This window comes from Streptomyces sp. NPDC093260, from assembly GCF_040683715.1.
GTDB lineage: Bacteria > Actinomycetota > Actinomycetes > Streptomycetales > Streptomycetaceae > Streptomyces > Streptomyces sennicomposti.
This window is the reverse complement of sequence record NZ_JBFBEK010000022.1, coordinates 43,781-63,775: the sequence shown is the minus strand read 5'-3', so window position 1 is coordinate 63,775 and position 19,995 is coordinate 43,781. Positions and strand designations below refer to the sequence as shown.

The following is a 19,995-nucleotide window of genomic DNA, read 5'->3' as shown; positions in this document are numbered from 1 at the left end:
GCGGCCAAGTGGGGGCGGCAGGTGTGGAGTCGGTTACAGCACGCCCGGGTCAGTCGCAGGGGCGACCACCGCCGGTCCGCCGCGCCGTGTCCTGCCGCCCGGGGCGCTCACGGACGGTCCGCATCGCCAGGGCGCTCACCGCCGGTCCGCCGCGCGGGCGCCCACGCGGCGGCCGTTCACTCCGTGAAGAACTCCGCCAGCTCCGGCGCCAGGACGTCCGGGTCGACCATGTGCGTCTGGTCCGCCAGGCAGCGGTACGCGCCCTCACGGGCCGCCTCGGCCGTCGCGCGGGCCGCCTCCTGCAGCCGGGCCGGGCTCGCGCCGCCCGCCAGGGCCAGCACGGGGACCTCGATCCCGGCCAGCTCCCCGACCGGGACCCGGCCGCCCGCCATGACCGCGTCGTCGTGGGCGAGGGTCGGCGCGATCGCCTCCATGTCCGGCCACATGGGCGAGGCGCGGGCGCTGACGATGATCTCGGGGGCCAGCCCGGTCAGGGACAGGAACAGCGCCACCGCGTCCCCGCGCCGCCCCTCACGCAGCGCCTCGGCGAGCCGTGCGGTGTACTCGGCGCGCTCCGCCACCTCCTCCTCCGACAGCGCGAACGGCGGCTCGTACACCGCGACCCGCGTCACCGGCAGCCCGCTCGCCGCCGCCCGCAGGACGAGCGCGGCGCCCGACGAGACGCCGTACAGCGCCGCACTGCCGCCCGCCGCCTCCACCAGCGCCGCGATGTCCTCCACCTCGCGCTCGACCGCGTACGGCGCCGTGTCGCCGCTCGCGCCGCGCCCCCGGCGGTCGGGGACCAGGACGTCGAAGCGGTCGGCGAGGCGCGCGGCCAGCGGCGCCAGCGTCGCGCCCGTGGACATCGCCCCGCTCACCAGGACGACCGCGGGGCCGTCGCCGTAACGGGTGTACGCGAGGGACGTGCCGTCGCGTGAGGTGACCTTCTTCTCCATGGCCGTCTCCCTGCCCTAACTGCGTCCCTAGGCAGACTGCCACGCCGGGCCGGACTCATCGGGGAGGCGGCGAGGGGGTCGGGCGCGCGGGTCCCGGCGGACCGGCTCCGGTCGGGCGCGCGGGTCCCGGTGGACCGGCTCCCGGCATCCGGTGCGAGCGCCCGGGGTCCGGCGTCCGGGCCGGGGCGCGTCCGTCCCCGCGTCCCGGCGCCGTCGCCCGGGTTCAGCCGCCCACACCGCCTCCTCCGTCGCCCACACCGCTTGCGCGGTCGCTCACACCACTTCCGTGTCGTAGAAGCACAGGTGGTCCTTGATCGCCGCCACGTCCGGCTTCGGCTCGGGGTACGCCCACACCAGGTCCGGCGCGTCCGGCAGCGACCAGTAGGACGCGTCGCCCTTGAAGGGGCAGTGGGTGTGCGTCCCGGAGGGCGTCAGCAGGTCGAGGCGGACGTCCTCGGGCGGCAGGTAGTAGCGCGGCGGACAGCCGGTCTCGCGCAGTACGAGGGGGCGGCGGCTCTCCGCCAGGACCTGCCCGTCGCGCACCACGCGCACGTGCGCGTCGCTCGGCTCGACCGTGATCGTGTGTCCTCGGGTCTCTCGGGTCATACCGGGGAAGCACCGGCCGGCCCCCGCATCTTCCCGTGTGTCGTACACCTACCTGCGCCGCGTACCGTGGCCGCATGAACATCTGCGTCTTCCTCTCCGCCGCCGACCTCGACGACCGCTACACCCGCCCCGCGCGCGACTTCGCCCGGCTGCTCGGCAAGGGCGGGCACACCCTGGTGTGGGGCGGCTCCGACAGCGGGCTGATGAAGGTCGTCGCGGACGGCGTGCAGGAGGCGGGCGGGCGGCTCGTCGGCGTGTCGGTGGAGTTCCTGTCCGCGAAGGCGCGGCCCGGCGCCGACGAGATGGTCATCGCACCCGACCTCGCCGAGCGCAAGCGGCTGCTGCTGGAGAAGGCCGACGCGGTGGTGATCATGGTGGGCGGCACCGGCACCCTGGACGAGGCCACCGAGATCCTGGAGCTGAAGAAGCACGGCCGGACCGGGAAGCCGGTGGTGCTGCTGAACACCGCGGGCTTCTACGACGGCCTGCGCGAGCAGTTCCGCCGGATGGAGGAGGAGGGCTTCCTGCCCCGCCCGCTGGCCGAGCTGGTCTTCTTCGCCGACGAGCCGGCGGCCGCGCTCGCCTACCTGGAGGAGTCCCTGAACGCGGCCTGAGGCGCGGGTGCGAGCATGGCGGCATGGCTACACACGTGATCACCGGAGCCGGCTCCGGCATCGGCGCGGCCGTCGCCCGCCGTCTGCACGCGCGCGGGGACGAGCTCGTGCTGCACGCGCGCGACGCGGGCCGCGCCAAGGAACTGGCGGCCGAGTTCCCCGGCGCGCGCACCCTCGTCGGCGACCTCGCCGACCCGGACCGGCTCAGCTGGGCCTTCTCGCACCAGACGCTGCCCGAGCGCATCGACTCCCTGCTGCACGTCGCGGGCGTGGTGGACCTCGGCCCGGTCGGCGAGCTGACCCCCAAGGCGTGGCGCCACCAGCTCAACGTCAACCTGATCGCGCCCGCCGAGCTGACCCGCCACTTCCTGCCGCAGCTGCGCGCCGCGCGCGGCCACGTCCTCTTCGTCAACTCGGGCGCCGGTCTGAACGCGAGCCCCGACTGGTCCGCGTACGCGGCCTCCAAGCACGGTCTGAAGGCGCTGGCCGACTCCCTGCGCCAGGAGGAGCACGGCAACGGCGTGCGCGTCACCTCCGTCTACCCGGGCCGCACCGCCAGCCCCATGCAGGCCAAGGTGCACCAGCAGGAGGGCAAGGAGTACGAGCCGGACCGCTGGATCGACCCCGAGTCGGTGGCGACGACGATCCTGATGGCCCTCGACCTGCCACGCGACGCGGAGGTCAACGACCTCACGGTCCGGCCGGGGAGGTGACCCGGTCCCGGGGCTGCGTAGGCTGCCCCGGTGAGCGAAAACAGCCAGTTCCAGTTCGGCGCCGCGACCGGGGTCGGCTCGATGCCCGGCGGCGACGCCCGGGAGGCCGTCAAGACGGCCGCCGGGACGTTCGAGGACTTCCCCTTCCTGCCGGAGCTGCCCGCCCGTGGGCCCGGCGCCGACATGATCGGGCGCACCGCCGGAATGCTCGTCGAGCTGTACGCGCGCGTGGAGCCCAGCGGATGGCGGCTCGGCGACCGGCCGGGCCGGGACACCAAACGGGCCCGCTCCTGGCTGGGGGAGGACCTGGACGCCCTCGAGGAGTTCACCCAGGGCCACCAGGGGCCGCTGAAGGTGCAGGCCGTCGGCCCCTGGACGCTCGCCGCCAACCTCGAACTGAGGAACGGCGAGGCCGCCCTCTCCGACCCCGGCGCCTGCCGCGACCTCGCCGCCTCCCTCGCCGAGGGCCTGCGGCTGCACCTGGCCGAGGTGGAGCGGCGGGTGCCCGGCGCGCACGTCGTCCTGCAACTGGACGAGCCCTCCCTCACCGCCGTCCTGCGCGGCCGGGTGCGCACCGCCAGCGGCTACCGCACCCACCGCGCAGTGGACCGCCAGGTGGTGGAGGCGACGCTGCGCGACGTCGCCGGCGTGCACGACGGGGGGCCGGTCGTGGTCCACTCCTGCGCGCCGGACGTCCCCTTCGCACTGCTGCGGCGGGCCGGTGCGACGGGCGTCTCCTTCGACCTCTCGCTCGTCACCGAGCGCGACGACGAGGCGATCGGGGAGGCCGTGGAGGCCGGTACACGGCTGTTCGCCGGTGTCGTCCCGGCCACGGACGGCCCGTTGTCAGACCCTGCCGGTAGCGTCATGGGTGTCAGGACGTTGTGGCGCAGGCTGGGGCTGCGACCGGGGCTTCTCGCGGAGGCGGTGACGGTCACCCCGGCGTGCGGTCTCGCGGGCGCTTCCCCCGCGTACGCGCGCGAGGCACTCGCCCACTGCGTCCGGGCGGCGAGATCCCTCGCGGACAACCCAGAGTAACGGGAGGACGACACGGTGGCCGGCGACAAGCAGCAAGCGGAGACAGCGGTGCCCGCCGAGGCCCGCGAGGAGCACGCGCGGCTCGCGGAGCAGGTCGAGGAGCACCGCTTCCGGTACTACGTCAAGGACGCGCCGGTCATCAGCGACGCCGACTTCGACCGCCTCCTGCGCTCCCTGGAGGACCTGGAGGAGCGTTACCCCGAGCTGCGTACGCCCGACTCGCCGACCCAGAAGGTCGCCGGGGCGTACGCGACGGAGTTCACCGCGGTCGAGCACCGCGAACGGATGCTCTCGCTGGACAACACGTTCAACGACGAGGACCTCGCCGCCTGGGTCGACCGGATCGCCCGGGAGCTGGGCGAGCAGGAGTACCACTTCCTGTGCGAGCTGAAGGTCGACGGCCTCGCCGTCAACCTGACGTACGAACAGGGCCGGCTGACCCGCGCGGCCACCCGCGGCGACGGACGCACCGGCGAGGACATCACGCCCAACGTGCGCACCATCGCCGAGATCCCCGACCGGCTGCACGGCGACAAGGTGCCCGACCTGGTCGAGATCCGCGGCGAGGTCTACTTCCCGATGGCCAAGTTCGAGGAGCTGAACGCCCGTCTGGTCGCCGCGGGCGACAAGCCGTTCGCCAACCCGCGCAACGCGGCGGCCGGGTCGCTGCGCCAGAAGGACCCGCGCGTCACCGCCACCCGCCCCCTGCACATGGTCGTCCACGGCATCGGCGCCCTGGAGGGGTACGAGGGCCTGACCCGCCTGTCCGAGGCCTACGACCTGCTGAGCACCTGGGGCCTGCCCACCTCCCCGCACAACCGGGTGGTGGACGACCTCGACGGCATCCGGGAGTTCATCGCCCACTACGGCGAGCACCGGCACTCGGTGGAGCACGAGATCGACGGCGTCGTCGTCAAGCTCGACGAGATCCGTCTCCAGGGCCGCCTCGGCTCCACCGCGCGCGCCCCGCGCTGGGCCATCGCCTACAAGTACGCGCCCGAGGAGGTCAACACCAAGCTCCTCAACATCCGCGTGGGCGTCGGCCGCACGGGCCGCGTCACGCCGTACGCGCAGGTCGAGCCGGTCACCGTCGCCGGCTCGGAGGTCGAGTTCGCCACCCTGCACAACCAGGACGTCGTCAAGGCCAAGGGCGTCCTCATCGGCGACACCGTCGTGCTGCGCAAGGCCGGGGACGTCATCCCGGAGATCCTCGGACCGGTGGCCGATCTGCGCGACGGCAGCGAGCGCGAGTTCGTGATGCCGAGCGAGTGCCCCGAGTGCGGGACGCCGCTGCGGCCCATGAAGGAGGGCGACGTCGACCTGCGCTGCCCCAACGCCCGCACCTGCCCGGCCCAGTTGCGCGAGCGTCTGTTCTACCTCGCGGGCCGCAAGGCCCTCGACATCGAGCACTTCGGCTACGTCGCCGCCGCCGCCCTCACCAAGCCGCTGGAGCCCGCCGAGCCGCCGCTGCGGGACGAGGGCGACCTGTTCGACCTCACGGTCGAGCAGCTGCTGCCCATCAAGGCGTACGTCCTCGACCAGGACAGCGGACTGCCCAAGCGGGACCCGAAGACCGGCGAGGAGAAGATCGCCACCGTCTTCGCCAACCAGCAGGGCGAGCCCAAGAAGAACGCGCTGGCGATGCTGGAGAACATCGCCGCCGCCAAGCAGCGCCCGCTGGCCCGCGTGCTCACCGGCCTGTCGATCCGTCATGTCGGCCCGGTCGCCGCCGAGGCGCTGGCCCGCGAGTTCCGCTCCATCGACCGCATCGAGCAGGCGAGCGAGGAGGAACTGGCGAACACCGAGGGCGTGGGCCAGATCATCGCGGCCTCCCTCAAGGAGTGGTTCGCCGAGGAGTGGCACCAGGAGATCATCCGCAAGTGGCGGGCCGCGGGCGTGCGCATGGAGGAGGAGGGGCCGGGCGAGGACGAGGGACCGCGCCCGCTGGAGGGCCTCACCGTCGTGGTCACCGGCACCCTGGAGCACTTCACCCGGGACGGCGCCAAGGCGGCGTTGCAGAGCCGGGGCGCGAAGGTGACCGGCTCGGTGTCGAAGAAGACGTCCTTCGTGGTCGTCGGCGACAACCCCGGCTCCAAGTACGACAAGGCGATGCAGCTGAAGGTGCCCGTCCTGGACGAGACGGGTTTCGGCGTCCTGCTGGACCAGGGCCCGGACGCGGCGGCGCAGGCCGCGCTGCCGGGCGAGGAGCGGGGGGACCAGGCGGAGCAGGGGGAGTAGGGGCGCGGCGGGCGGCCGGCCGGGGAGCGGCGGGGGTTGAGCAACCGACCGGCGGGCAAAGGGAGTTGTGCTCCCCGGCCGCGAGACGGGGAGAGTCGTGCTCCCGGCCGGGGAGCGCTCGGCCTCGTGCTTCCGGCCGGAGGCGAACTCACATGTGGGGCCGGGCCGGTGGCGGTGCCCGAAGTCGTATGTGCCGCCGGGCGGTGGTGCCGCGAGTCACCGCCGGGCGGCGGTGTTCCACGTCATACCTGGCCGCGACCCCGGCGGCTGGCTCCGTGCGCACCGCCCCCGAGGTGGCCGAAGTCGTACCCCGTGACCGGCGGGTGGCGGTTGAAGGCCACGCGTACGGCGCATATCAGATGCATACGGGTGGCCGGGGCGCATTCGGGCAACCGTCGACGACCGCTGCCCGTGGAAGCCTTCCGCGGCCTACTGTTGAGGCGTGCGCCCGCCGTGTCCGGCCGCGGTCGGGGCATCCCCGTGCTCCGACGAGCGCGGGGAAGGGTTTTTCCGGCGCGGTGCCGGTGCGGGCCGAAGGGGCGCCGCGCGGGGGCCGCGTGGTGTGGGCACCGCCGGCTGTGAGAGGGACGGGAATGGAACCGACCGAGAGCGCCGCCCCGCACTCACGGCTGCGCCGGGTGACCGGCGCATGGCGAGGGTGCCTGAGGCGGACGGGGGAGCGTCCGGACGCCGACCAGCACGCGGGGCGCGCGGGCCTTCCCGCACGCCCCGCCTCGCACCACACCGTCGCGGAGATACGGCCCCGCCCGGCGCCGGCCCGCGTGACAGCCGCCGGTCCGCCCGGCGCCGGCCCCCGGCCCGGACGGCGTGCGCCGCGGGCCGCACTGCCCCCGGCGGTCGTCACCGCCGCCGCCCTCGTCCTCGGCGCCGGCGTCCTCAGGTCGTTCACCGACGCGCACGCCCTCTTCCCGTCCGGCGCCGCCGGCTGGTCGCTGGCCGTGCTCACCGGCGTCATCGTCGGCCACCTCGTCATGCTCGGCCGCGCCCGCTGGTCGGGCGGCACCGGCTCCGGCGCCGCCCTCACCCTCGCCGTGCTCCTGCTCTACGGATGGGTGCCCGCCGAGCTGGTCAGCCTCGCCGTCGTCGTGCTGGTCGGCATCGCCCGGCGCGGCCGCTGGCGGCCCGGCGTGCTCAACGGCGCCGCGGACATCCTCGGCATCGCCGCCGCCGCCCTCGTCCTCGGCGCCTGCGGCCGGGTGCCGACCGTGGAGCGGCCCTGGGACCCGGGGGACTGGACCGCGTACAGCGCCCCCGAGGTGGTGCTGGTCGCCGCCGTCTACCTCGCCGTCACCCGGCTGCTGATCTGGTGCCTGCACGCGCCGCGCACCGGCCCGCTGCCCACCGTCGGCCGCCCCGCCCTGGTCCGGCAGGGCCTCCTCGCGGTCGCTCTGCTCGGCATCGCGCCCCTGGTGTGCGTGGTCGCCGTCGCCGAACCGGTTCTGCTGCCGCTGTTCGCCATCCCGCTCATCGCGCTCGACTCCACCCTGTGGATCGCCCGCGCCCGGGCGGAGGAGCAGTTGCGCGACCCGCTGACCGGGCTGCCCAACCGGCAGTGGCTGCTGGAACGCATCTGGACCGCTCTCGACGACACCGAACGCGCCGGCGGCCGGGCCGCCCTGCTGCTGATCGACCTGGACCGCTTCCGCTCGGTCAACGACACCCTCGGCCACCTCGCCGGCGACCGGTTGCTGCTCCAGATCGCCGACCGGCTGCGCCAGGCGCTGCCGCGCGGGGCGGAGGCCGCGCGGCTCGGCGGTGACGAGTTCGCCGTGTTACTGCCCGTCGCCGACTCCACCACGTCCGCGACCCGTATCGCCCGCCAGCTGGTCACCGCGCTCAGCTCGCCGCTCGACCTCGACGGCCTCACCCTCGTCCTGGAGGCCAGCGCCGGGGTCGCCGTCTGCCCCGACCACGCCCTCGACGCCGAAGGCCTGCTGCGCCGCGCGGACGTGGCGATGTACCAGGCCAAGCGGGACCGCACGGGGGTGGAGGTCTACGAGTCCAAGCGGGACTCCAACACCCCCGACCGGCTCGGCCTCCTCGGCGACCTGCGCCGGGCCCTGGACGCCCACGAGGTCCAGCTGCACTACCAGCCCAAGGTCCGCTTCGACGGCCAGGTCGCCGGCCTTGAGGCGCTGGTGCGCTGGGTGCACCCGGAGCGGGGCAAGGTCCCGCCGGACGAGTTCATAGCGATCGCCGAGTCCTCGGGGCTGATGCCCCATCTCACGGAGTACGTGCTGGAGACCGCCCTCGGGCAGGTCGCCCGGTGGCGTGCCCAGGGCCTGTTCACACCGGTCGCCGTCAACGTCTCGCCGCGCGACGTGCACACTCCCGGTTTCGCCGGCTCGGTCGCCGCCCGGCTCGCCCGGCACGGCGTCCCGGCCGGCGCACTCCAGCTGGAGATCACCGAGCACGTGCTGCTGGAGGATCCGCAGCGGGCCGCCGACACGCTGGCCGGGCTCACCGCGCACGGCGTGAAGATGTCGCTGGACGACTTCGGCACCGGCTACTCCTCGCTGGTGCATCTGCGCCGTCTGCCGGTGAGCGAGCTGAAGATCGACCGCTCCTTCGTGGCCCGGCTCGCGGTGGACACGGAGGACGCCGAGATCGTGCGCTGCACCGTCGACCTCGCCCACTCCCTCGGGCTGCTCGTCGTCGCGGAGGGCGTCGAGGACGACGAGACCTGGGAGCGGCTGCGGGACCTGCGCTGCGACGCCGTGCAGGGCTGGCTGGTCGCCGCCGCGATGCCGCCCGAGGAGACCACCGCGTGGCTGCGCGCCCGCGGCTCCCGCGGCTGGGTCCGCCCGGCGGCGGCCTTGCCGGCGGCGGCGACGGACGAGTAACCGCCCGGCCGGTGGCCGCGAGACGGCGCCGGGTGCCGGTCGCTTCGGCCTCGATGAAGGGTCGAGTGGGGCCACGGGGGCGGGACAGGGCGTGGTCGCCCCGTCCGGGTGGCCGGGAATCGCCGTTTGTCCGCAGCACCGGGGCTTCCGCCCCGTCACGGGTCCCCGAAGGCGTGACACCCACGCCCATCGTCGGCGGGCCGAAGGCACGCCTCCACCCACCGCCGGCTTCTGAGCCGGACGACACCCCGCTCGACACGCCCGAGCCGAGCCGCACCCGGCCGTGATCAGGGCCCCAGCGGGCCGGATCCCCGCCGCCGCTCCCGGCCCGTGTGACGCCCGCCCCCGCTCACCGCGCCCGACGCGAGCCCCATCCGGCCGTGATCCGCGGCCGCGCCCCGCCAGCGGGCACCCGGCGCGAGCCGCCGTTCGGACGCGTCCCGGGCCCGCGCCCCCGTCAGTCCGTGCCCGGTGGTACGAAGTGGCCGATCAGCAGGGCGAGGCGGCGTTCGTGGCCGCCATCGGGCAGCCGGCCGCTGCGCATCAGGGTGACCAGGCCGTGCAGCCCGGCCCAGTAGGTCTCCGTCAGCAGCTCCGGTTCGTCGCCCTCGGCCGCGACCGGCTCGACGGCCTTGGCCAGTTCGCCGAACGCCTCCTGCAGTGCGGCGGGCGCCTCGGGTGTCGCGAACGGCAGGTCCACCGCATGGGTGAACATCGCGTCGTACAGCGCGGGCCGCCGCCGGCCGAAGGCGGTGTACGCCTCGCCGACCGCCGCCAACGCCTGCCGTGCGCTCCCGGCCGACGTCCGCGCCTTGCGCAGCTCGGCCGCCAGCTCCTCGCAGCCCTGGACCGCGACCGCCGCCATGATGGCGTCCTTGCCCCTGAAATGGCTGTACAGGACCGGCTGGCTGTACTCCACCTCGGCGGCGAGCCGGCGTGTGGTGACCGAGTCCCAGCCTTCCGCCTCCGCGAGCTCCCGAGCGACCCGCACGATCAGCCGCTCGCGTTCCGCCCGTTCGCGCTCTCGGCGCTTCTGGATCGTCATGACGGGGATTCTAGCAGTGCTAGCCATTCTGTCGCTGCTCTGCTAGCGTCGCTCCTGTCGCTAGCGCCGCTAGCAAATCGAGCGATGAGGAGAAGTGGCATGACCGTCACCGCGTACACCCTGGCCGTCCTGCTCGACCTGTTCTGCCTGTTCCTCGGCTACCGGTTCCTGTTCCAGCCGGCCCCGGCCGCGACGGGCTACGGCGTCCCGGCCGACCCGCACGGAGACGCGGGCGCCTACCTCTCGGTCAAGGGCCTGAGGGACGGCACGTTCGGAGTGGTCGGGCTGGCCCTGCTGACCGCCGTCGGCGCCCGCGCCGAGGCCTGGTTCATGCTCTGCGTGGCACTCGTCCCGCTCGTCGACACCCTGATAGTCCTGCGTCACGGCGGGCCGAAGGCGACCGCGTTCGGCATCCACCTCGCCACCGCCGTCGTCGTACTGATCAGCGCCGCGCTGCTCTTCGTGGCGTGACCGGGCCGCGTGCGGCCTCACACGGAGTTCCGACCGACCACGCACCAGGAGAAGCCGCGATGTCGCTGTTCGTACCGAAGTTCGACGAGTCCGTGATCGTCCGTGACGCCGAGGCGGAGGTGGTGGGCGGCGCCCCGGTCGCCGTCCGGCTGCTGGCCGACAGCAGCGCCACCGGCGGAGCGCTGTCCACGGTCCGCGTCACCCTCGCCGAGGGGGCCGACGGGGCCCACCCGCACTGGCACGACAACTCCGCCGAGATGTTCTTCGTCCTGGACGGCGCCGCCGAACTGCTCTCCGGCGACGACATCGTCACCGCCGAGCGTGGCGACCTCGTCGTCGTCCCGCCGGGCCGCCCCCACGCCTTCGCCGCCGCCCCCGGCGCCACGGCCGACCTCCTCGTCGTGATCACGCCGGGCGTGGAGCGCTTCGAGTACTTCCGCCACCTCCAGCGCATCCGCCTGGGCGACGTCACCCCGGAGAGCCTCCTCGAAGTGCAGGACCTGTACGACAACCACTTCCTGAAGAGCGCCGTCTGGGACGGACGCCGCTGACCCGGCACGGGCGCGGGGCGGCATCGCCGGTCGCCCCGCCCGGGACGCGAAGAAACCGCTGCACGCGCATACGGCCCCGCCCCATAGGATTGGCTCCAAACCACACACACTCACCCCAGAGGAACGCTGCATGCCTGGCATCACGCGCGAGGAGGTCGCCCACCTCGCCCGGCTGGCGCGTCTGGAGCTGAAGCCCGAAGAGCTCGACCACTTCGCGGGACAGCTGGACGACATCATCGGCGCGGTGGCCCGCGTCAGCGAGGTCGCCGACCGAGACGTACCGCCGACCTCCCACCCGCTGCCGCTGACGAACGTCATGCGCGCGGACGAGGTCCGTCCGTCGCTCACCCCCGAGCAGGCGCTCTCCGGCGCCCCGGCCCAGGAGCAGCAGCGTTTCAAGGTGCCGCAGATCCTGGGGGAGGAGTAAGCCATGACGGACATCATCAAGCTCACCGCGGCCGAGACCGCCGAGAAGATCGCCTCCGGCGAGCTGACGGCCGTCGAGGTCACCGAGGCGCATCTGGCCCGGATCGAGGCCGTCGACGAGAAGGTGCACGCCTTCCTGCACGTCGACCGCGAGGGCGCCCTCGCCCAGGCCCGCGCCGTGGACGAGAAGCGGGCGCGCGGCGAGAAGCTCGGCCCGCTGGCCGGCGTCCCGCTCGCCCTGAAGGACATCTTCACCACCGAGGGCGTGCCGACCACCGTCGGCTCCAAGATCCTCGAGGGCTGGATCCCGCCGTACGACGCGACGCTCACCAAGCGGCTCAAGGCCGCCGACGTCGTCATCCTCGGCAAGACCAACATGGACGAGTTCGCCATGGGCTCCTCCACCGAGAACAGCGCCTACGGCCCGACCGGCAACCCCTGGGACCTCACCCGGATCCCCGGCGGCTCCGGCGGCGGCTCCTCCGCCGCGCTCGCCTCCTTCCAGGCCCCCCTGGCCATCGGCACCGACACCGGCGGCTCCATCCGCCAGCCGGCCGCCGTCACCGGCACGGTCGGCGTCAAGCCGACCTACGGCGCCGTCTCCCGCTACGGCATGGTCGCCTTCTCCTCCTCCCTGGACCAGGGCGGCCCCTGCGCCCGTACGGTCCTGGACGCGGCGCTGCTGCACGAGGTGATCGCCGGCCACGACCCGATGGACTCCACCTCCATCGACGCGCCGGTCCCGGCGGTGGTCGAGGCCGCCCGCAACGGCAGCGTGGCGGGCATGCGCGTCGGCGTGGTCAAGCAGTTCCGCGGCGAGGGCTACCAGCCCGGCGTCATGCAGCGCTTCGACGAGTCCGTCGAACTGCTGAAGGAACTGGGCGCCGAGATCGTCGAGCTGGACTGCCCGTCCTTCGACCTCGCCCTGTCGGCGTACTACCTGATCGCACCGTCCGAGTGCTCCTCCAACCTCGCCCGCTTCGACGGCCTGCGCTACGGCCTCCGTACGGGCGACGACGGCACCCGCTCGGCCGAAGAGGTCACCTCCCTCACCCGTGAGGCGGGCTTCGGCCCCGAGGTCAAGCGCCGCATCATGCTCGGCACCTACGCGCTCAGCTCCGGCTACTACGACGCGTACTACGGCAGCGCCCAGAAGGTCCGTACGCTCATCAAGCAGGAGTTCGACAAGGCGTTCGAGCAGGTCGACGTGATCGTCTCCCCGACGACCCCGACCACCGCCTTCCCGATCGGCGAGCGCGCCGACGACCCGATGGCGATGTACCTCGCCGACCTGTGCACCATCCCGACCAACCTGGCGGGCAACGCGGCCATGTCCCTGCCCTGCGGCCTCGCCCCGGAGGACAACCTCCCGGTGGGCCTGCAGATCATCGCCCCGGTGATGAAGGACGACCGCCTCTACAAGGTGGGCGCCGCCGTCGAGGCCGCGTTCGTGGAAAAGTGGGGACACCCGCTGCTCGAGGAGGCTCCGTCGCTGTGAGTAACGCACTGTCGAAGGCCAAGGGCTTCAAGAAGTCCAAGTCCGGCACGTACCTGTCCATGGGCACCACCGCGTTCGGCGCGATCGGCGTCGCCAAGCAGATCAGGAAGGCGCGCGCCGAGCACGACACGCTGCGCCTGATCGACGCCACCGTGTCCGCCGTCGCGATCGTCACCGGCCTCGCCATCCTCTACCGCGAGCTGAAGCGGCTGGGCGACGACGACGTCCTGCTGGGCTGAGAGGGAAGTTTTCACCGTGACCACCACGACCGACCTGGTGTCGTACGAGGACGCGCTGGCGTCGTACGACCCCGTCATGGGCCTCGAGGTCCATGTCGAACTCGGCACCGCCACCAAGATGTTCTGCGGCTGTTCGACCGCGCTCGGCGCCGACCCGAACACCCAGACCTGCCCGGTCTGCCTCGGCCTGCCCGGCGCGCTCCCGGTCGTCAACGCGACCGGCGTCGAGTCAGCCATCAAGATCGGCCTCGCGCTGAACTGCGAGATCGCCGAGTGGTGCCGCTTCGCCCGGAAGAACTACTTCTATCCGGACATGCCGAAGAACTTCCAGACCTCCCAGTACGACGAGCCGATCGCCTTCGACGGCTACCTCGACGTGCAGCTGGAGGACGGCGAGGTCTTCCGCGTGGAGATCGAGCGCGCCCACATGGAGGAGGACACCGGCAAGTCGACGCACGTCGGCGGCGCCACCGGCCGTATCCACGGCGCGTCCCACTCCCTGCTGGACTACAACCGCGCCGGCATCCCGCTGATCGAGATCGTCACCAAGCCGATCGTCGGCGCCGGCGAGCGCGCCCCCGAGGTCGCCAAGGCCTACGTCCGCGAGCTGCGCGAGCTGATCCGCGCGCTCGGCGTCTCCGAGGCCCGCATGGAGATGGGCCAGATGCGCTGCGACGTCAACCTGTCGCTGATGCCCAAGGGCGCGGACAAGTTCGGCACCCGCAGCGAGACGAAGAACGTCAACTCGCTGCGGTCCGTCGAGCGCGCCGCCCGGTTCGAGATCCAGCGGCACGCCGCGGTGCTCTCCTCCGGCGGCACGATCGTCCAGGAGACCCGGCACTTCCACGAGGACACCGGGACCACGACCTCGGGCCGCGTGAAGGAGGAGGCCGAGGACTACCGGTACTTCCCGGAGCCCGACCTGGTGCCCGTGGCTCCCGCGCGCGAGTGGGTCGAGGAGATCCGCGCCGCGCTGCCCGAGCCGCCGCTGGCCCGCCGCACCCGCCTGCTGGCGGAGTGGGGCATCTCGGCCACCGACATGCAGGCCATCCTCAACGCCGGTGCGCTGGACCCGATCGTCGCCACGATCGACGCCGGCGCCGACGCGGCCTCCGCCCGCAAGTGGTGGATGGGCGAGCTGGCGCGCAGCGCCAACGAGTCCGGCAAGGCCCTGGACGAGCTGGCGATCACGCCCGAGCAGGTGGCCCGGGTGACCGAGCTGGTCTCCTCCGGCGACCTGAACGACAAGCTGGCCCGCCAGGTCATCGAGGGCGTCCTCGCGGGCGAGGGCACCCCGGACGAGGTCGTCGACAAGCGCGGTCTGAAGGTCGTCTCCGACGACTCCGCGCTGGGCACGGCCGTGGACGAGGCCATCGCGGGCAACCCCGGCATCGCGGACAAGATCCGCGGCGGCAAGGTCGCCGCGGCGGGCGCGCTGGTCGGCGCGGTCATGAAGGCCACCCGCGGCCAGGCCGACGCGGCCCGCGTCAAGGAGCTGATCCTGGAGAAGCTGGGCGTCTCCGAGTAACACCGACAAGGCGGCGCCGGGCCCCGCCCGCCCCGCCGCCCCGAAGGGCGCGCCCCGAACCACACCGGGACGCGCCCTTCGGCCTTCGGCCGTTCAGTGCCGGAGCGCGCGGCGGACGTACGGGGCACGCGTCCGGAGGGGCGCACAGCCGGGCGCGGCAAGCCGCCCCGCCGCCGACCGCGCGGAGAGCGGCGGCTACGCTCGCCCGCCATGAGTGGACGCGTCGATTCCGAGACCCCCGCCGCCATGTCCCGGCCGGACGGCGTCGAGGCCCCCGGCCCGCGCGGCGGGACCGGGGCCGCATCCCGGACGGCCACCGAACAACTCACCGAAGCCCCCCTCGCCGGCGCCGGCGAGGACGAGGACGACAGCGACCTCCAGGACCCCTCCGAGGTCGCCCGCAGGGCGCGCTGGACGGCGGGCGGAGCCGGCGCGCTGCTGGCCCTCGCCGGGCTCGCCGCCGCGCTGCTCCGCCTGACCGGCGCGGCTCCGGCCCCCGTCGGCGCCGCTTACGCCCTGGGCGCCGCCGTCTGCGCGCCGGCGTCCCTGCTCGGCTTCCGGGGCCGTACCCGGTGGGCGCTGTGGCTGATGATCGCCGGGGTGATGGTGATGGCACTCGGTGACCAGTTCGACTGACCCGCCCGCTCACTGACCGGAGCGGCCCCGCCCGGTGGACGCCCTCCGGAACGCGTCGTCCGGAATGATGTGAATAACGCCACGAACACGGTAAACGATCACATTGGCCTGCAAGAGTGTTGTCACCTTGCTCATGCGTTCTTTGCGGGCCGTTCCGTTCATGGACGACTGTTCCCGGTCAAAGATCCACAAATCATCACCTGGGAGCACGTTCGTGGCAGCCCTAGCGCGTTGGTGTGTCCGGCACCGCCTCGTCACCGTTCTGCTCTGGCTCCTCGCCCTCGGCGGGATCACCGTCGCCGCGGCCGTCGCCGGCCCGGCGTACTCGAACGACTACGAGGTACCCGGCACCGAGTCGGGCCGGGCCACCCAGCTGCTGCGCGAGGGCTTCCCCGGCCTCGGCGGCGACAGCGACACCGTGGTGTGGCACACCGCCTCCGGCACCGTCCGCGCCGCCGACGTCGAGCAGACGATGGCCCGCACCCTCGACCGCATCGAGACCCTGCCCGGGGTGGCCTCCGTGGTCAGCCCGTACCAGGGCCGGGGCGCCGGCCAGATCAGCGCCGACGGGCACACCGCGTACGCGACCGTCACCTTCGCGCACGCCGCCCAGGACATCCCGGAGTCCCAGGCGCGGGCGGTGGTCGGCGCGGCGAAGACCGCCCAGGCCGACGGACTCCAGGTGGAACTCGGCGGCAGCGCGATCAGCGGGACCCAGTCCTCCGGCGGGCACCTCGCCGAGATCATCGGCGTGGTCGTGGCCGCCGTGGTGCTCCTGCTCGCGTTCGGCTCGCTCGCCGCGTCCCTGCTGCCCATCGCCACCGCGCTGGTCAGCGTGGGCACCGCCTACGGCGCCATCGAGCTGCTGAGCCACGCCATGACGGTGGCCGACTTCGCACCCATGCTCGGCATGCTGATCGGCCTCGGCGTCGGCATCGACTACGCGCTGTTCATCGTCACCCGGCACCGGCGCGGCCTGAAACGCGGCCTCACCACCGCCGAGGCGGCCTCCAACGCCGTCGCCACCACCGGTCGCGCCGTCGTCTTCGCCGGCGCCACCGTCTGCATCGCCCTGCTCGGCATGCTCATCCTGCGGCTCGGCTTCCTCAACGGCGTGGCGGTCGCCGCCGCCGCGACCGTCGCCCTGACGGTCGCGGCCTCGGTGACCCTGCTGCCCGCCCTGCTGTCCTTCATCGGCCCACGCGCCCTCAGCCGCCGCGAGCGGCGCCGGCTGGCCGAGCACGGCCCCGAACCCGAGCTGCCCACCGGCTTCGCCGCCCGCTGGTCGGCGTTCGTGGAACGCCACCCCAAGCTCCTCGGTGTCCTCGCCCTGGCCGTGATCACCGTGCTCGCGCTGCCCACGCTCTCCCTCCACCTCGGCACCTCCGACCAGGGCAACGACCCCGCCTCGGCGACCACCCGGCGGGCCTACGACCTCGTCGCCGACGGCTTCGGCCCCGGCGTCAACGGGCCGCTGACCCTCGTCACCCGCGTGGACGACGCCGAGGACCGGCTCGCCCTGGACGGCCTGGACACCACCCTGCGCACCACCGAGGGCGTCGCCGCGGTCACGCCGGTCACCTACAACGGCGGCGGCACCACCGCCTACCTGACCGTCGTCCCCGACTCCGCGCCCCAGTCGCAGCGCACCAGCGACCTGGTCGACCGGCTGCGCACCGAGGTGCTGCCGCGCGCCGAGACCGGCACCTCGCTCGACGTCCAGGTCGGCGGCGTCACCGCCGGGTACGACGACTTCGCCGGTGTGATCGTCGGCCGGCTGCCGCTGTTCGTCGGAGTGGTCGTCGGCCTCGGCTGCGTGCTGCTGCTGCTCGCCTTCCGGTCCGTGGGCATCCCGCTCAAGGCCGCCGCCATGAACATCGCCGCCGTCGCCGCGGCCTTCGGCGTGGTCGTCGCGATCTTCCAGTGGGGCTGGGGCAGCGAGTTCCTGGGCCTGGGCCGGGCCGGGCCCATCGAGCCGTTCCTGCCCGTGATCATGGTCTCGGTGCTGTTCGGACTGTCCATGGACTACCAGGTCTTCCTGGTCAGCCGGATGTACGAGGAGTGGCTGGAGACCGGGGACAACCGGCGGGCCGTACGCGTCGGCCTCGCCGAGACCAGCCGGGTGATCAACTCCGCTGCCGTCATCATGATCTCCGTCTTCCTCTCCTTCGTGCTCGGCGGCGACCGGGTGATCGCCATGTTCGGCATCGCGCTCGCCACCGCCGTCGCGCTCGACGCGTTCGTGCTGCGCACGCTGCTCGTGCCCGCCCTGATGCATCTGCTCGGCCGCGCCAACTGGTGGCTGCCGCGCCGGCTGGACCGCGTACTGCCCCGCATCAGCATCGAGCCGCCCGAATGCCGCGCCGCCCATGAGAGGCTCGCCGACGTCGTGGCGGAACTCGAGAAGGAGCGGCAACGGGATGTACGCGATATCGCTGGGTGACGACGGAGCGGAACTGCGCCCGCTGGAGCCGTGGCAGGCCGAGGAGTTCCTCGCGCACCTGGACCGCGGACGGGAGTTCATCACCCGGCACATCCCCTTCGGGGCGAACGCCACGGACGTGGACTCCGCGCGCGCCCTGCTCCAGGCGTACGCGGACAAGCACGCCGCCGGCACCGGCTTCCTGCACGGGCTGTGGCTGGACGGCGTCCTGGTCGGCGGACTGCTGTTCCGGATCTTCGACACGGCGACCGGCATGTGCGAGATCGGCTGCTGGCTGGAGCCGGCCGGGACCGGACGCGGACTCGTCACACGCGGCGCGCGCGTGCTGATCGACTGGGCGTTCGACGAGCGCGGGATGCACCGTGTGGAGTGGCACGCCTCCTCCGCCAACGAGCCGAGCGTCAACGCGGCGCGGCGGCTCGGACTGACCCGCGAGGGCGTCCTGCGGGAGAGCTTCCCCTACCGGGGCGTACGCCACGACATGGAGGTGTGGGCGGTGCTCGCCCCGGAGTGGCGTTCGGCACGCGCGCGTACGGCACGCGCCGATCGCTGACGATCATTAAGGGACCTCTCAGAGAGCGTCCGTACGGTGCGGGGCATGGGAACGAAGACCGCAGCCGAGACCGCCACCGACCAGGAGGGCACGGGCCCCACCGGGTCCGACCTCACCGAGAACACCACGGACGGCGGTGGGACGGCGGCGACGGGCACCGGGTCCGACGCCGCCGCCCCGGCCGCGACGGCCACCGAGAAGGTCACGGGCGAGCCCGCTGACTGCGGACAGACCGCCTCCGCCGCGGCCACCGACGAGGCGGCCGGCCCGGAGGGGGACCCAACCGACGCCGCCGACCCGGCCGGTGACGGCGGGCCGGCCCCCTCGGGGGTCGGCCAGGGCGCCGGCGCCGTCGTCGCCGCCGCGCTCGGCGTCGTGTCGCTCAGCGGCGGCTGGCTCGGGACGGTCGCCTCCGCGCGCGAGCAGCTGATCGGCCAGCTGCGCACCCCCACCTCCGCGAGCGTCGCCACGCAGGTCAAGGAGGTCTACGGCGACGCCTGGCACACCACCGCGCTGTGGGCGGGGGTGTTCGCGCTCGCCGCCATGGTCGTGGGCGTCGTGGTCCTGGTCCGGCCCGCGTTCGGCGCGCCGCGCGCACCGCAGGCGCCGTGGATCAAGTCGGTGGCCTGGGCGGGCGTCGTCCTCGGCGTCATCGGTCTGCTGCTGGCCGTACTGAAGTACACCGACGTCCTGCTCGGCCTGCCGTCCACCGGCTGAGCGGCATCGCCCGGCCGCCGGGCCTCCGGTAGGCCCCCGAGGGGGTCCTCAGCGCCGCCGTACGCCTCCCCACGGCGGCCCTAAGGACCCCCTCAGGCGTGCCTAAGGACCTTGATCGCCGCCCAAGATGCGGCACTCTCCCGATGCCGGCGGCCCCCCCTGGGAGACGAGGGTTGACCCATCGCGCCGAACCGGTGCGGAGGACCGGACAAGACCGGACCACCTCTCACTCGCCAGGGACACGACATGCTTGAGTACGAGTACCACCAGCTCCGTTCCGCCGAACTGCGCCGCGAGGCCGAGCAGGCCCGGCTGGCCCGCTCCGTGGCCCGCGCCCGACGCGTGGCCCGCCGCGCGTCCCGCGAGGCGGAAAGCCAAGACCCCCGCTTCCGCCGCCACCGATTCACCCCGGCGGCATGACCCCCGCACCGCCCGGCCACCCCGCCCCGACAGCGTCGACCGGGCAGCCCGCCCGCGCGGGGCGCCCCGCGGCGGGAGCGGGTCGGCCCGACCTTGCCGCGGCGCCCGGACGGCCCGCCCCAACGGCGTCGCCCGGGGAGCCCGACCGCACTGCGACCGCCGAGAGGCGCGGCTCTGCGACGGGAGCCGGACGGTCTGCCCCCGCAGGGACGGACGGTCGGGCCGGTTCGGCGGTGGCCGCCGAAGATGCCGCTCACACGGCGGCCACCGCCGAAGCCGACGTAACCGCCGCTCCCGCCGCACCCTCCGCGGCCGTCGGCCGGACCGGTCCCACGGGGGTGGGCCGGGGCCGGCCGGCGGGCGCGGCGGGGACCGGGCGTTCCGCACCGGCCCTTGGGCGCACCGCACTTGCCCGCCCCTCCGCCGCGACGAAAACCGC

At 73.7% G+C, this 19,995-nt stretch carries 19 protein-coding genes; 16 read left to right on the top strand and 3 right to left on the bottom strand.

All coding sequences use genetic code 11. The annotated features are described in order from the left end of the window. Positions 1-176: 176 nt before the first annotated feature. Positions 177-956 (bottom strand): alpha/beta hydrolase, encoded by a 780-nt coding sequence (locus AB0N63_RS25480; protein WP_365531879.1) that lies wholly within the window; start codon positions 954-956, stop codon positions 177-179. A 273-nt stretch (positions 957-1,229) separates the two neighbouring features. Then, positions 1,230-1,562: a DUF427 domain-containing protein gene (locus AB0N63_RS25475; RefSeq protein WP_365531877.1), complete on the bottom strand. Its 333-nt coding sequence runs from the start codon at positions 1,560-1,562 to the stop codon at positions 1,230-1,232. A 74-nt stretch (positions 1,563-1,636) separates the two neighbouring features. Here AB0N63_RS25475 and AB0N63_RS25470 point away from each other — a divergent pair, with 74 nt between their 5' ends. The 5 genes from AB0N63_RS25470 (at position 1,637) to AB0N63_RS25450 (ending at position 9,029) form a co-directional block, all read left to right on the top strand. Continuing rightward, positions 1,637-2,176 (top strand): TIGR00730 family Rossman fold protein, encoded by a 540-nt coding sequence (locus tag AB0N63_RS25470; protein ID WP_365531875.1) that lies wholly within the window; start codon positions 1,637-1,639, stop codon positions 2,174-2,176. Between the two features lie 23 nt (positions 2,177-2,199). Then, entirely contained in the window at positions 2,200-2,889 is a 690-nt protein-coding gene (locus AB0N63_RS25465; protein WP_365531873.1) for an SDR family oxidoreductase, read from the top strand. Positions 2,890-2,919: 30 nt separating this feature from the next. Further along, positions 2,920-3,927, top strand: a complete 1,008-nt coding sequence (locus tag AB0N63_RS25460) for a methionine synthase (protein ID WP_365531870.1) — start codon at positions 2,920-2,922, stop codon at positions 3,925-3,927. A gap of 15 nt (positions 3,928-3,942) precedes the next feature. Further along, complete coding sequence (ligA, locus tag AB0N63_RS25455; RefSeq protein ID WP_365531867.1) at positions 3,943-6,165, top strand: NAD-dependent DNA ligase LigA; 2,223 nt, start codon at positions 3,943-3,945, stop codon at positions 6,163-6,165. A 593-nt stretch (positions 6,166-6,758) separates the two neighbouring features. Next, a complete protein-coding gene (locus tag AB0N63_RS25450; RefSeq protein WP_365531865.1) occupies positions 6,759-9,029 on the top strand; it encodes a bifunctional diguanylate cyclase/phosphodiesterase in 2,271 nt (756 codons plus the stop codon). Between the two features lie 457 nt (positions 9,030-9,486). Here the strand turns inward: AB0N63_RS25450 and AB0N63_RS25445 are convergent, their stop codons facing one another. Continuing rightward, entirely contained in the window at positions 9,487-10,074 is a 588-nt protein-coding gene (locus AB0N63_RS25445) for a TetR/AcrR family transcriptional regulator (protein WP_365531862.1), read from the bottom strand. A 99-nt stretch (positions 10,075-10,173) separates the two neighbouring features. On the opposite strand from AB0N63_RS25445, the gene AB0N63_RS25440 reads away from it, so the two are divergent. From AB0N63_RS25440 to AB0N63_RS25390, 11 genes are all read left to right on the top strand, one after another. Beyond that, positions 10,174-10,545: a DUF4267 domain-containing protein gene (locus AB0N63_RS25440; protein WP_365531859.1), complete on the top strand. Its 372-nt coding sequence runs from the start codon at positions 10,174-10,176 to the stop codon at positions 10,543-10,545. A 59-nt stretch (positions 10,546-10,604) separates the two neighbouring features. After that, on the top strand, positions 10,605-11,096 hold the full coding sequence (locus tag AB0N63_RS25435; RefSeq protein ID WP_365531856.1) for a cupin domain-containing protein: 492 nt from the start codon (positions 10,605-10,607) through the stop codon (positions 11,094-11,096). A gap of 130 nt (positions 11,097-11,226) precedes the next feature. After that, the gene (gene gatC, locus AB0N63_RS25430) at positions 11,227-11,523 is read left to right on the top strand and encodes an Asp-tRNA(Asn)/Glu-tRNA(Gln) amidotransferase subunit GatC (RefSeq protein WP_009190762.1); all 297 of its coding nucleotides are present in this window, start codon (positions 11,227-11,229) and stop codon (positions 11,521-11,523) included. Between the two features lie 3 nt (positions 11,524-11,526). Continuing rightward, a complete protein-coding gene (gatA, locus tag AB0N63_RS25425; RefSeq protein ID WP_365531852.1) occupies positions 11,527-13,020 on the top strand; it encodes an Asp-tRNA(Asn)/Glu-tRNA(Gln) amidotransferase subunit GatA in 1,494 nt (497 codons plus the stop codon). Then, positions 13,017-13,259, top strand: a complete 243-nt coding sequence (locus AB0N63_RS25420) for a hypothetical protein (RefSeq protein WP_365531849.1) — start codon at positions 13,017-13,019, stop codon at positions 13,257-13,259. Before gatA ends, AB0N63_RS25420 begins: the two co-directional genes overlap by 4 nt. Before the next feature lie 16 nt (positions 13,260-13,275). Next, the gene (gene gatB, locus AB0N63_RS25415) at positions 13,276-14,787 is read left to right on the top strand and encodes an Asp-tRNA(Asn)/Glu-tRNA(Gln) amidotransferase subunit GatB (protein ID WP_365531847.1); all 1,512 of its coding nucleotides are present in this window, start codon (positions 13,276-13,278) and stop codon (positions 14,785-14,787) included. Positions 14,788-14,997: 210 nt separating this feature from the next. Then, on the top strand, positions 14,998-15,423 hold the full coding sequence (locus tag AB0N63_RS25410; RefSeq protein ID WP_365531844.1) for a hypothetical protein: 426 nt from the start codon (positions 14,998-15,000) through the stop codon (positions 15,421-15,423). Between the two features lie 214 nt (positions 15,424-15,637). Next, positions 15,638-17,866 carry an MMPL family transporter gene (locus AB0N63_RS25405; protein ID WP_365531843.1) on the top strand — a complete coding sequence of 743 codons (2,229 nt, stop codon included), beginning with the start codon at positions 15,638-15,640 and terminating at the stop codon, positions 17,864-17,866. After that, complete coding sequence (locus AB0N63_RS25400) at positions 17,844-18,419, top strand: GNAT family protein (RefSeq protein ID WP_365531841.1); 576 nt, start codon at positions 17,844-17,846, stop codon at positions 18,417-18,419. Before AB0N63_RS25405 ends, AB0N63_RS25400 begins: the two co-directional genes overlap by 23 nt. Before the next feature lie 45 nt (positions 18,420-18,464). After that, positions 18,465-19,136, top strand: coding sequence for a hypothetical protein (locus tag AB0N63_RS25395; RefSeq protein WP_365531838.1), 672 nt, complete (start codon positions 18,465-18,467; stop codon positions 19,134-19,136). A 246-nt stretch (positions 19,137-19,382) separates the two neighbouring features. Further along, positions 19,383-19,556, top strand: a complete 174-nt coding sequence (locus AB0N63_RS25390; protein ID WP_365531835.1) for a hypothetical protein — start codon at positions 19,383-19,385, stop codon at positions 19,554-19,556. Positions 19,557-19,995 lie beyond the last annotated feature (439 nt).

Coding starts and splice junctions, on each gene's coding strand:
- AB0N63_RS25410 (WP_365531844.1), top strand. CDS start 14,998: ATGAGTGGACGCGTCGATTCCGAGACCCCCGCCGCCATGTCCCGGCCG.
- AB0N63_RS25465 (WP_365531873.1), top strand. CDS start 2,200: ATGGCTACACACGTGATCACCGGAGCCGGCTCCGGCATCGGCGCGGCC.
- AB0N63_RS25395 (WP_365531838.1), top strand. CDS start 18,465: ATGGGAACGAAGACCGCAGCCGAGACCGCCACCGACCAGGAGGGCACG.
- AB0N63_RS25445 (WP_365531862.1), bottom strand. CDS start 10,074: ATGACGATCCAGAAGCGCCGAGAGCGCGAACGGGCGGAACGCGAGCGG.
- gatA (WP_365531852.1), top strand. CDS start 11,527: ATGACGGACATCATCAAGCTCACCGCGGCCGAGACCGCCGAGAAGATC.
- AB0N63_RS25400 (WP_365531841.1), top strand. CDS start 17,844: ATGTACGCGATATCGCTGGGTGACGACGGAGCGGAACTGCGCCCGCTG.
- AB0N63_RS25390 (WP_365531835.1), top strand. CDS start 19,383: ATGCTTGAGTACGAGTACCACCAGCTCCGTTCCGCCGAACTGCGCCGC.
- AB0N63_RS25480 (WP_365531879.1), bottom strand. CDS start 956: ATGGAGAAGAAGGTCACCTCACGCGACGGCACGTCCCTCGCGTACACC.
- AB0N63_RS25435 (WP_365531856.1), top strand. CDS start 10,605: ATGTCGCTGTTCGTACCGAAGTTCGACGAGTCCGTGATCGTCCGTGAC.
- AB0N63_RS25450 (WP_365531865.1), top strand. CDS start 6,759: ATGGAACCGACCGAGAGCGCCGCCCCGCACTCACGGCTGCGCCGGGTG.
- gatC (WP_009190762.1), top strand. CDS start 11,227: ATGCCTGGCATCACGCGCGAGGAGGTCGCCCACCTCGCCCGGCTGGCG.
- AB0N63_RS25440 (WP_365531859.1), top strand. CDS start 10,174: ATGACCGTCACCGCGTACACCCTGGCCGTCCTGCTCGACCTGTTCTGC.
- AB0N63_RS25470 (WP_365531875.1), top strand. CDS start 1,637: ATGAACATCTGCGTCTTCCTCTCCGCCGCCGACCTCGACGACCGCTAC.
- AB0N63_RS25475 (WP_365531877.1), bottom strand. CDS start 1,562: ATGACCCGAGAGACCCGAGGACACACGATCACGGTCGAGCCGAGCGAC.